The following is a 12,931-nucleotide window of genomic DNA, read 5'->3' as shown; positions in this document are numbered from 1 at the left end:
TTAATTTATTTGTGGTAATATCAATGCGTGATGTTATCTCTATTAAGAGAGGATTATTATCTTAAGTTTAATCTCAATAACAATAGAATTTTAAAATGACCGATAAATTAACTTCTTTACGTAAAATAACTACTGTTGTCGCAGATACTGGTGATATTAGCGCAATAGAGCTTTATAAGCCTGAAGATGTTACAACCAACCCATCCTTGATCCTTAATGCAGCTCATATCCCAAAATATAAGTTACTCATTGATGAAGCTATTACCTGGGCACGGGAACAAAGCCATTCACGTGGGCACCAAATTATAGATGCATGTGATAAATTAGCTATTAATATTGGGTTAGAAATCCTACAATTAATTCCGGGACGAATTTCAACGGAAGTTAATGCGTGTTTTTCTTATGATACTGAAGCCTGTATTAAAAAGGCGCATCGTATTATTGAACTTTATAATCTTGCTGGCATTAAAAATGAGCGTATTCTGATAAAGTTGGCTTCAACATGGCAAGGGATCTGTGCAGCAGAAAAGTTAGAAAAAGATGGTATTAACTGTAATTTAACGCTATTATTCTCTTTTGCTCAGGCACGAGCTTGTGCGGAAGCAGGCGTTTATTTAATTTCACCTTTTGTAGGTCGTATTCTAGATTGGTATCAATCTAATACAGAATCAAAATATTATGTGCCACAACTAGATCCTGGTGTTATTTCTGTTACAGAAATTTATAATTATTATAAACAGTATGGTTATAAAACCGTGGTGATGGGTGCCAGTTTTCGCAATAGCGCTGAAATTTTGCAATTGGCAGGCTGTGATCGGTTGACGATTTCTCCAGCATTACTTAAAGAACTTTCTGAGGATCAAGGAGAAGTGGTACGTAAATTAGCATTTAATGGACAAATTATGTCACCGCCTAAACCTATGACAGAAGCAGAATTTTATTGGTATCATCATACTGATGCCATGGCGACGGACAAACTAGCTGATGGTATTCGTAAATTTGCTATTGATCAAAAAAAATTAGAAAAAATGATTGTAGAGCAGCTGTAATTAATATTACTAATACCTGAAAGCTTAGTTGCTGAGCTCTTTTATTTTACTCGTTGGTCTAAGTGTGCTCACTTATAGTAAGTCTTACTTACCTTGGTGTTGCTACGTTAAAATTAAATATATTTAGTATTAATAATCTTTTTTTTAAGTAGGATAGGGTTATTTTATTTTAAATAAATAAATTTTAACCAGCGACTTTTAAAGTAGCTTTTAACTGCATTTAAAACTATTTTTTTAGCTAGTTAATGAATTAGCTTAGCATTTAATGCCTAACTACCAGTTTTACTGGTATAGCGCTGTGTAATGTTAGTGCTAAATTGTCAATTACTGGTAGATAAATGTTTGGTTTGGGTGAAAATGATAAAAATTAGAGTTTATTTTATGTCAATGAATTTATAATAGGTTAATTATAGAAATATTAGTCGGTTTTTAAATAGGTTATTATAGTTTTTTTATATTAAATTTGATCAGATTATTAACAACTAATTTAGCTTGCTCTAAATATTTATGTAATGGATTATGATGAGTGTTTTTAGCATTAGAAAATAATTTTAATAATGATTACAGCGCAGCGTTCGTTAGTTCAGTTAAGCTACTATCAATTAGGATTAATTTTATATAGTATTTTATTAATATAAAAGACTAATTAGTATTAGTGTAAATATTACATCACAAGAAGAATAATAAATCAGTATAAACTTTTTTATTAATTTTTTTTATGCAGTTTAATACCTGTTACCAAAATTACTTCGGTCATAGCTAGGTAAAAAAATATATATGGTGCTGCTAATAATCTCTTTGTAACCAGTAATATAACTAGCAATAGTAAGCAAGGTGTAATTTTCTACATATTACTACTCGCTAACAGCGAAAAAAGTAATATTAGAGGAGCAAAAACTAATTTTAGTACTAGATTTATTTTAAATGTTCTAACAAATATAAAATAATGTAAATATACCCATATCACAGTATTAGATCAACTGTGATAATATCTACTTATGTTACTTACTTGCACAGAAGCAATTTATGGCATAATTAATAAATCAACTAAGATGAATTAAACGCCATAAAATTAGAATACAGTGGCAAAAAAGGTATTGTTTTTTTTATATTTTTAAAATACTGGTAATAATTTAGGCAATACTATTATAGAAGATACCAATACTAAGTATCACTGAAGTTAATGTGTTAAACTATATTGTTAATATTTAATAAAATTTTTATCATATCAAAATCCATCAAATCTAATAGTTGTAGATTTGCAATATTATTTGAACTTATATATTGAAAAAAATTCATTGAGCCTTATATAGGTTGGTAATTAGATTGGTTAAGAATTCCCTTTGGAGGCTGTTTGGATGGGTAAGATTATTGGGATTGACTTGGGTACTACTAACTCTTGTGTAGCTATTATGGATGGCGCAAATGCGCGAGTATTGGAAAACAGTGAAGGTGATCGTACTACTCCGTCTGTTGTTGCGTATACTAAAGATGGTGAAATTATTGTTGGTCAGCCAGCAAAACGCCAGGCTGTGACAAATCCAAGAAATACATTTTTTGCTATTAAGCGTCTTATTGGACGTCGTTTTGATGATGAAGAAGTTCAACGTGATATTTCTATTATGCCTTATAAAATCATTGCTGCGGATAATGGTGATGCCTGGTTGGATGTGAAGGATCAAAAAATGGCTCCACCTCAGGTGTCCGCAGAGGTGCTGAAAAAAATGAAAAAAACGGCGGAAGATTATTTAGGTGAATCAGTTACTGAGTCTGTTATTACAGTACCTGCTTATTTTAATGATACTCAGCGTCAAGCCACTAAAGATGCTGGTCGTATTGCTGGTCTAGATGTAAAACGTATTATTAACGAACCAACGGCAGTAGCGCTTGCTTATGGTTTAGATCGTGAAGTTGGTAACCGCACCATTGCAGTTTATGATTTAGGTGGAGGAACTTTTGATATTTCAATTATAGAAATTGCAGATGTAGATGGTGAAAAAACATATGAAGTGCTGGCAACTAATGGTGATACTCATCTAGGTGGTGAAGATTTTGATAATCGTCTGATTAATTATTTGGTAGATGAATTTAAGAAAGAACAAGGTTCTGATTTACGTAATGATCCACTTGCAATGCAACGTTTAAAAGAAGCAACAGAGAAAGCTAAAATTGAGCTTTCTTCTGCTCAGCAGACCGATGTTAATCTTCCTTACATTACTGCAGATGTAAGTGGTCCTAAACATATGAATATTAAGGTGACTAGAGCGAAACTTGAATCTTTGGTTGAAAGTTTAGTTAAGTGCTCAATGGAGCCGTTGAAAGTTGCACTGCAAGATGCAGGTTTAAATGTTAATGATATAAACGATGTCATTCTAGTTGGTGGTCAGACGCGTATGCCAATGGTGCAAAAAGCGGTTGCTGATTTCTTCGGTAAAGAACCTCGTAAAGATGTTAATCCTGATGAAGCTGTTGCTATGGGCGCAGCGGTGCAAGGTGGTGTATTAGCCGGTGATGTGAAAGATGTATTGTTACTTGATGTAACTCCACTATCTTTAGGTATTGAAACTTTGGGTGGTGTAATGACACCTCTAATTACCAAGAATACCACTATTCCAACTAAACATAGTCAGGTATTTTCAACGGCAGAAGATAATCAGTCTGCAGTAACCATTCATGTGTTACAAGGTGAACGTAAGCGTTCTGGTGATAACAAGTCATTAGGGCAGTTCAATTTGGATGGTATCCAAGCTGCGCCGCGTGGTATACCACAAATTGAAGTTACCTTTGATATTGATGCTGATGGTATCTTACATGTATCAGCTAAAGATAAAAGTACTGGACGCGAACAAAAAATTACCATTAAGGCATCTTCCGGTTTAAAAGAAGATGAAATACAAAGAATGGTAAACGATGCAGAAGCCAATGCAGAAGCAGATCGTAAGTTCGAAGAATTAGTTCATGTACGTAATCAGGCTGATCAATTGGTTCATGGTACGCGTAAACAAATTGAAGAAGCGGCTGACAAGTTACCTGCTGATGATAAATCTAACATAGAGAAAGCTATTTCTATGCTAGAAAAAGCAGTTAAATGTGAAGATAAAGCTATTATTGAAGATAAAATCCAAGCTTTAGTTCAAGCTTCTGCAAAACTACTCGAGTTAGTGCAACAGCAGGTTAAAGCAGGTGGTACTGCGGATGTTGGTGCAGGCGCCCAGCCTAAACAGGATGATAATGTTGTTGATGCAGAATTTGAAGAAGTTGATGATAAGCATAAGGATAAAAAATAGTGGCCCTTAGTGGGCATAGTTAAGTATTATTTTCTCTGTTACTAAAATCGAGAACGGGCGTTGAGGTAACTCTACGCCCGTTTCCGTGTATTAAGGGTAAAATAAATATGTCAAAAAGAGATTATTATCAAGTTTTAGGTGTGACTAAAACAGCTGACGAGAGAGAGATTAAAAAATCGTATAAACGTCTAGCAATGAAGTATCATCCAGATCGTAATCAGGGTGATAAGGAAGCAGAAAGTAAGTTTAAAGAAATTAAAGAAGCTTATGAAATTTTAACTGATGCGCAAAAACGTGCTGCTTATGATCAATATGGACATGCAGCCTTTGAACAAGGTGGCGTTGGTAGTGGATTTAGTGGTAGTTTTACTTCTGGCGCTGATTTTAGTGATATTTTTGGTGATGTATTTGGTGATATTTTTGGTGGTAGCAGGCGTCAGCGATCATCTCGTGGTGCTGATCTTCAGTATGAAATTACATTAACCTTAGAAGAAGCAGTTTTTGGTGTAAGTAAAGAGATTCGTATTCCAACATTGGAAAAATGTAATGTTTGTAATGGAAATGGAACTAAACGAGGTAAGAAATTAGAAACTTGCTCAACTTGTCATGGTGTAGGTCAAGTTCAGATCCGACAAGGATTTTTTGCAGTGCAACAAACTTGTCCAACTTGTAATGGAGGTGGTCAAATCATCAAAGAGCCTTGTATTAAATGTCATGGGCATGGTCGAGTAGAGAAATATAAAACATTATCAGTAAAAATCCCATCAGGGGTTAATACTGGCGATCGTATCCGCTTAAATAGTGAAGGTGAGGTAGGAAAAAATGGAGCACCTGCTGGTGATCTATATGTTCAGGTCAATGTTGCAAGACATGCTATTTTTGAGCGTGATAGTAATAATTTATATTGTGAAGTACCTATTAATTTTGCAGTGGCGGCTCTAGGTGGTGAAATTGATATACCAACACTTGATGGTAGGGTAAGTCTAAAAATTCCAGCAGAAACACAAACCGGAAAAATTTTCCGCATGAAAGGAAAAGGTGTTAAGCCTGTTCGTGGTGGTATAATCGGAGATTTAATGTGTCGTATTTTAGTGGAAACTCCAGTTAAACTAAATGAAAAACAAAAAGCCTTGTTGAAGGAATTTGGTGAATCCTTGAATGGTGAAAGTTATGGCAAGAACAGCCCTCGTTCTAAGAGTTTCTTAGAAAGTGTAAAAAATTTTTTTGATAATTTGACTAATTAACTCTACTTAGTTAGATAAACAGAAAATTGATAGTTAGTGATATATGTTGTTTTATTGATTTAATAATGAGGTTATTCAATTTGATTTATATAAATAATATGAAAATTAAAGAATTTATTATGGTGGTTTTATTAATGTAGATTAATTTTTATAAATTTGAAATTTCAAGAGTAATTTTTATTATTAAATTTCCTACTTAACAAATTAAGATGGTCAAAATTGTTTTTATTAGTTTTATTTTAATTTAATTTATTTGATAGTAAATAGTTATGGTAACACGTAAATTGGAATTAATATCAGGTATTTTTTTATAATTGTTAAATAAATCAAAAATAACTGAACATAATTGCCTGCAATATATTTAAAATAGTTCTTAATTATTAGCTATGGTAAATAAAAGTAAAAATATTCTTTATATAAAGATATATAAAGTTGAATTATTATAAATATAATTGGGTTAGTATTCTTAAATAAGAATAAAGATGAGATGATCAGAATTTTAGTTATATAATAAATATACAAGTAAGATTACTTGTATGACCAACCAATGAAGAGAAAATAAGGGCAAGAAGCTAAGAAACAACTTAAAACTAAACTACGACAAGAGAGCAAACCAACTTTATTCTTGGCAAAAATTAAGCTAAAAAATTAGTTAATTTTTTACTACATCATATAGATTTATCAAAGTTAAACTTATCTTATCTAATGGTTCTATTATTATAGACTGCTTGGGATATTTTAATTATTGACGTTAATAAATACTTTTCCGAATTGTATGTATTATCGGTAAAATTAATTTAGTTAACACTGAGGTTATAGTAATAACAGCAATTATATGACAGTTTAAAAGGTTAGAAAAAATAAGTAGAGTGCTGTTAATTATTGTTTATTTCTTCTTTTTGATTATAGCTAATACCAAATTGCAATGTATTTACCAGCAAACTTTTAATTTTGCGATTGCAGTTAAAATTATCATATAATAGTAGGTAGGCATATTATTACCTACTTTGGTCTATCTCTATTTTAATAGAAATGTTTTAAATTACCTGCATGTCTGGTAGATTACCAATGGCGGCAAATAGTATATTGGTACTCAGTTTTATAAAAAAAATAAAATTATTTTTTTTACTGATTATTTAGTATTCGGTCGTGCAACGTGTAATTAAGATTTACTTATTTATTTGATCACACCTGTTATAAACACAATAAGTATTTAAACCCGGCTTACGCCGGGTTTTTAGCAAAATAAAAATAAATTACATGGATTTTATTTGTGCCACTAAATTTGCTTTATGACGTGCGGCTTTGTTTTTGTGGATTAAACCTTTACTAGCATAGCGATCAACAATAGGTTGCATGTTATTAAATGCTTTTTGTGCTGCCTCTTTATTTCCGGTATCAATAGAGGCATAAACTTTTTTGATAAAAGTCCGCACCATAGAACGACGACTAGCATTATGTTGACGGCGTTTTTCTGATTGTATGGCACGTTTCTTAGCTGATTTGATATTAGCCAATGTCTCACTCCCAAACATTATTCCTATCTAGGAAGATCTAAAGATTAAGAAATATGCCTTTTTAGCTTTCATTTGTCAATGAATTTATATAAGCATTGTGTACATTAATGCTATCTTGCCTGGTTACTAGAGATTGCATCAGTTGACTGAGTGGTTAACCATTTTAAAAATTTTAAAAAATGATGAAAAAGTAGTAAAATTAAATATTTTTTTCACTGAAAAAAAACTATTTATTATTTTTATTATAAACATTAATCAAATTGTGACTTAACCTATAAGTTAGTAAGCGGTATAATCAGACAACTTTTATTATATTGAGTCGATTATGTAGTTAGTCCGTAGTATACGTAATATATGTGTTGACTATTTATAATAGTGATAATTTAGTGTGTGTTAAATTTAATCCTACATTCATTAGCTTCATTGACACCGTACGCTTTTGTTTCAAAATTTCTGATAGAAAACGTTGGTGTTAAATTTTTTGCGCTTAATGATGATTTGCGCTTTAACAAAGATAAACTGGGTAATTTAAAATATCTATGTGGAGCCTGGTAAGAATATGGTTTTTAAGTGGTTAATACGGAATTTTTTTGTGATACTGGTCAGTGATTTAGTAGTGCGGATGTTAGCAAGTACCTAGCTTAAAAGCTCATGGGCCTGCAATTAAGTAGTAGAGTTGGGTAGCGATGCTATTCCCAACAATGTATGGGTTATCCTAACCTAATATCCATTTAAGGAAGTGGAAAATATTGGGACACGCTCCATTATTAATTGGGATAGATCATAAAATTTAAGTTCATTTAGTAGAATGTGTAATATGTGTCAATGGATAATTATTTTGCGCAAAAATTAGCAGAATTAGCATATATTGGCGGATATATAAGGATATAATGGTTGCTAGATAATTCTTCCAGGGGGCATAATTAAGATATTTATCATAAATATTGGAAATGAAAAGTTAAATGAGTGACTATAAAAATACCTTAAATTTACCGGAAACAGGATTACCTATGCGTGCTGATCTAGCGAAACGAGAACCACAAATATTAGCTCGTTGGTATAAAGAAGGATTATACCAAGCTATTCGCCAAGCTAAAACTGGTAAGCAGATGTTTATATTGCACGATGGTCCTCCTTATGCAAATGGTAGTCTTCATATTGGTCACTCAGTTAATAAAATTCTCAAAGATATTATTATTAAATCCAAAGGATTAGCTGGTTTTGATTCGCCATACATTCCTGGTTGGGATTGTCACGGGTTACCAATTGAACATAAGGTTGAGCAAATAATCGGTAAACCAGGTGATAGGGTTTCTGCTGCTTTTTTTCGTAAAGAGTGTCGCAAATATGCGAAAGCACAAATTGAAGGCCATAAAGCTGATTTTATCAGAATGGGTGTGCTTGGTGATTGGGAACAGCCTTATTTAACCATGGATTTTAATACAGAAGCCAATATTATTCGGGCGTTAGGTAAAGTAATTGAAAATGGCTATTTAGTAAATGGTGCTAAACCGGTTCATTGGTGTATTGCTTGCTGTTCTTCCCTAGCTGAAGCTGAAGTGGAATATTATGATAAATTATCACCATCCATTGATGTACGCTTTACTGCGGTAGATGCTAACGTTGTTTATAGTAAATTTGGTATAAAATCACCTGCTTTGCCGGTTTCATCAGTGATCTGGACGACAACACCTTGGACATTACCTGCTAATCGTGCGATTGCTGTTAACGCTCATTTTGAATATCAATTAGTGAAAGTCAATAATGATGAATGTTTGATTTTAGAAAAATCCCTGGTGGAAGCAGTAATGCGGCGTATTGCAGCAACAGAGTGGCAAATTTTAGCCCTATGTAATGGTTCTGAATTGGAATTACTGCGTTTTTATCATCCATTTATGAATTTCGATGTTCCTGTTATTTTAGGTGACCACGTTACTTTAGACTATGGTACTGGAGTTGTACATACGGCACCAGGTCATGGCCCAGATGATTATATTGTTAGTCAGAAATATAACCTTGAAATAGCTAATCCAGTAGGTCCAAATGGTTGTTATTTACCTAATACTTATCCTGGTTTAGATGGTGTTTTTGTATTTAAAGCAAATGAGTTAATTATTGAACTTTTAGTAGCAAAAGACGCACTTTTACATAAAGAAATATTACAGCATAGTTATCCTTGTTGCTGGCGGCATAAGACACCTATTATTTTTCGTGCTACACCTCAGTGGTTTGTTAGTATGGAAAAAAAATCTTTATGTGAACAATCGCTAAAAGAGATCAAAGGTGTGAAATGGGTCCCATATTGGGGGAAAAGCCGTATTGAATCTATGGTTGCAAATCGGCCAGATTGGTGTATTTCTCGTCAGCGAACTTGGGGTATGCCAATTGCGTTGTTTGTACATAAGCATACCGAAGAGTTACATCCGCGTACGTTAGAATTAATTGAAGAAGTAGCTAAATATATTGAACAATTAGGTATCCAGGCTTGGTGGGATCTTGATCCTGTTACCTTATTAGGTAGGGATGCAGCTGATTATGTTAAAGTCCGCGATACTCTTGATGTTTGGTTTGATTCTGGTTCTACTCATTATTCTGTTGTAGATGTTCGCCCTGAATTTAAAGGTCATTCTGCTGATTTATATTTAGAAGGCTCTGATCAGCATCGCGGTTGGTTTATGTCATCTCTAATGCTGTCAACGGCGATAAAGGGAAAAGCACCTTATCGAGAAGTATTAACTCATGGTTTTACCGTTGATGGACAAGGCCGTAAAATGTCAAAATCCTTGGGTAATACAATTAGTCCAAAAGACATCATGAATGATTTAGGTGCTGATATTCTACGTTTATGGGTTGCTTCAACTGATTACACCAGTGAAATTGCAGTTTCAAGTAATATTTTAAAACATTCTGCTGATAGCTATCGACGTATTCGTAATACAGCACGTTTCTTATTAGCTAATTTGAACGGGTTTGATCCTGCCTTACATCAAGTTAAACCAGAAAAAATGGTGATATTAGATCGTTGGGCAGTAGGGCGAGCTAAAGCTGCTCAAACAGAAATTGTTATGCATTATGCTAATTATGATTTTCATGCAGTCGTTCAGCGTTTGATGCAATTTTGTTCAGTTGAAATGGGTTCTTTCTATCTAGATATTATAAAAGATCGTCAATATACGGCAAAAAGCGATAGCTTAGCACGTCGTAGTTGCCAGACGGCCTTATTCCATATCGTAGAGGCATTGGTACGCTGGATTGCGCCAATTATTTCTTTTACTGCCGATGAAATTTGGCGGCAATTGCCTGGTAAGCATAGTAAATATGTCTTTACTGAGGAATATTATGTTGGCTTATTTGGCTTGTATGTTAATGAAAAACTTAATGATGAATTTTGGAATAAGCTATTAATTATCCGTAGTGAAGTTAATAAAGTTCTTGAACAAGCACGTGCAGACAAACTCATCCGCAGCTCGTTGGAGGCAACAGTGATTTTATATGCAGATACAGAAATTGCTGAAATACTTAATTGTTTAGGTGATGAGCTACGTTTTGTATTGTTAACTTCACAGGCTAAAGTAATTGATATTACCCAATCATCTCAGGCAAAGAATAGTGAACTTAGTGGATTGGAAATTGCTTTCCAGCAGGCTGAAGGTGATAAATGTCCCCGTTGTTGGCATTATGCAACAGATATTGGTCAGGAGGTTGAGTATGCAGAATTATGCGGCCGCTGTGTTACTAATGTAGCTGGTAACGGTGAAATACGTAAATTTGCCTAATGAAAAATCTTATTTGTTCTACTGGGTTACGTTGGCTATGGTTAACGATTATTATATTAATTGCAGATCTTAGTAGTAAGCAGTTTATTTCTAATAATTTTCAATTATGTGAGTCCATACCATTAATCCCTTATTTTAATTTAGTTTTTGCTAAAAACTCTGGTGCAGCATTTAGTTTTTTAGCTGATAAAGGAGGATGGCAGCGTGGTTTATTTGCCTTTCTTGCTATTGTCATTTTTGTGGTGTTTATTGTGATAATGTATCGTCAAAGTGTGAACAAAAAACTGAGTAATATCGCTTATGCATTAGTTATTGGTGGAGCATTAGGAAATTTATTTGATCGCTTATTATATGGTTTCGTAGTTGACTTTATTGATTTTTATGTTGGTGATTGGCATTGGCCAATATTTAATATTGCGGATATGGCCATTTGTATTGGTGCGGCACTTATTATTTTTGACAGCTTCATCAATACAGATAAGAAAACAAATAGATCTTAGTTTATTGTTAGTTTATGTTTATAATAGGTAAATTGATTTATAATATTAGTTTTTTATAAAGGTTGTTTGTGGTTAATAAAATATTTAGTTTTTATTGTGCTTGTTAGTTTAGATAAGCGCTTTAAGCGTGCATGAGATAAGATGATATATTTAAAGTCTATGGGCTATTATATAATAATAATGATTATTAAAAGGTTAAGTTCTTTACTGACCAATTATTTATTGATAAATAAAAGCGGTTCATGACAAACATTATAATATAATTATAATGTTTTTTATTAAAAATATTAATTTGATGTAAATCCCTAAATGGGATATTATATCACTTTCCTATTATCTCAAATATTAATGGATAAATAATATTAAATCATATTTATTAAAATGAATCCATTAGTATTATGTTTTTTTCCTTGTAAATCAAAAGCAACTTATTTTATACTTGTTAAGTTGGTGTGAGTGTCATGCTACAGAGCAGATTATCTCTTATTTAAGAGTATTATTTTTTATAATTGCAGAATAATATCTATAACATTTAATTAATTTTTTTATGTATCCAATATATGATAAGTGAGCTGATAAATCCGCTAATAATTAGCAGTATAGGTAAGAATATTAAAATATTCATAACGATATTTTCATGGTGTTTTATAACATTAATCTGATTTATTGCGTAACCAGAGAAACAATGATCCCAATCCATAATAGGCCGCTAAGCCAATTGAATAATTGAAAGCAACGGTGGTTTAAAGTCGAAAGTCCTGCTAAAACTGGTAATAGTGTTCGAATAAAAGCTAAAAAACGACCAATTAAAAGCGCATACAAGCCTTGTTTATTAAATAATTGATTTGCCCGATTGTGATACTCTTGTGGGATATGTTTTAACCATTGTTTAACAATATATGTATCACTAAGCCATCTTCCTTGTAAAAACCCTAACCAGTAACCTAAGCTAGCAGCAATAGTTAAAATAATAATTGTAGGAATAAAGGAAAGAACCCCTTTTGCAATCAAAGCTCCAGAAAGAATAAGCAGCGTATCTCCTGGGAAATGCAGCAGGAAGAATACCGTTTTCTAATATAATAATAGTAAAAAGTACAGCGTAAATAATGCACAAAATATCTGGATTATTTAGTTTAGCAAAATCGTGATGCCAAAGTGCAATCAAGATCTCATTGAGAATTTGCATAGCTTATCCTGATAATAACAACTAAATGAATAATTAATTTTTAGTTTACCTTAAAAAGGTGGATTACGTTGGATTTATTAATATGTTAAAATAAATAAAATCAAGTGGTATAATCAATATATTCTCTCTTAGAGAATAAAATATGTAAAATTACAAATATCTATTTTGTCTATTAGTTATTAGAATGGGTTAAATTGTAGTAACCATTTTTGCTAAAATTATTATTAAATATTAATGGTAATTACTATCAAATAATTTAATTTTTGTTATTATCAGTAAGTTTTTTATAATGTATTTGTGGTAAATATTGGAAATTAGTTTTAAGGATAAGCGAGATGTAATTAGCTATTTTAAATAATATTAGCCATATGC

General features: G+C 32.3%; 6 protein-coding genes and 1 pseudogene. 5 read left to right on the top strand and 2 right to left on the bottom strand.

The annotated features are described in order from the left end of the window. Positions 1 to 95 precede the first annotated feature (95 nt). From tal to dnaJ, 3 genes are all read left to right on the top strand, one after another. Positions 96 to 1,049, top strand: coding sequence for a transaldolase (gene tal / locus WBAF_RS00135; protein WP_121463096.1), 954 nt, complete (start codon positions 96 to 98; stop codon positions 1,047 to 1,049). Between the two features lie 1,358 nt (positions 1,050 to 2,407). Beyond that, the gene (dnaK, locus tag WBAF_RS00130) at positions 2,408 to 4,336 is read left to right on the top strand and encodes a molecular chaperone DnaK (protein WP_121463095.1); all 1,929 of its coding nucleotides are present in this window, start codon (positions 2,408 to 2,410) and stop codon (positions 4,334 to 4,336) included. A gap of 107 nt (positions 4,337 to 4,443) precedes the next feature. Continuing rightward, positions 4,444 to 5,580, top strand: a complete 1,137-nt coding sequence (gene dnaJ, locus WBAF_RS00125; RefSeq protein ID WP_121463094.1) for a molecular chaperone DnaJ — start codon at positions 4,444 to 4,446, stop codon at positions 5,578 to 5,580. 1,256 nt (positions 5,581 to 6,836) lie between these two features. On the opposite strand, the gene rpsT is transcribed toward dnaJ, so the two are convergent. Beyond that, positions 6,837 to 7,097 (bottom strand): 30S ribosomal protein S20, encoded by a 261-nt coding sequence (rpsT, locus tag WBAF_RS00120; protein ID WP_121463455.1) that lies wholly within the window; start codon positions 7,095 to 7,097, stop codon positions 6,837 to 6,839. 962 nt (positions 7,098 to 8,059) lie between these two features. Between rpsT and ileS the strand changes: the two genes are divergently transcribed. Then, a complete protein-coding gene (gene ileS, locus WBAF_RS00115) occupies positions 8,060 to 10,873 on the top strand; it encodes an isoleucine--tRNA ligase (RefSeq protein ID WP_121463093.1) in 2,814 nt (937 codons plus the stop codon). Beyond that, on the top strand, positions 10,873 to 11,373 hold the full coding sequence (gene lspA / locus WBAF_RS00110) for a signal peptidase II (RefSeq protein WP_121463092.1): 501 nt from the start codon (positions 10,873 to 10,875) through the stop codon (positions 11,371 to 11,373). The genes ileS and lspA overlap by 1 nt, the downstream gene beginning before the upstream one ends. A gap of 532 nt (positions 11,374 to 11,905) precedes the next feature. Here lspA and WBAF_RS00105 read toward each other — a convergent pair. Then, positions 11,906 to 12,559: pseudogene (locus tag WBAF_RS00105) on the bottom strand (DedA family protein). Positions 12,560 to 12,931: the final 372 nt, after the last annotated feature.

Origin of the sequence: Arsenophonus endosymbiont of Aleurodicus dispersus, assembly GCF_900343015.1 — a bacterium.
Lineage (GTDB): Bacteria > Pseudomonadota > Gammaproteobacteria > Enterobacterales > Enterobacteriaceae > Arsenophonus.
The sequence above is the reverse complement of the archived record's forward strand: the minus strand, read 5'-3'. Positions and strand labels throughout refer to the sequence as shown.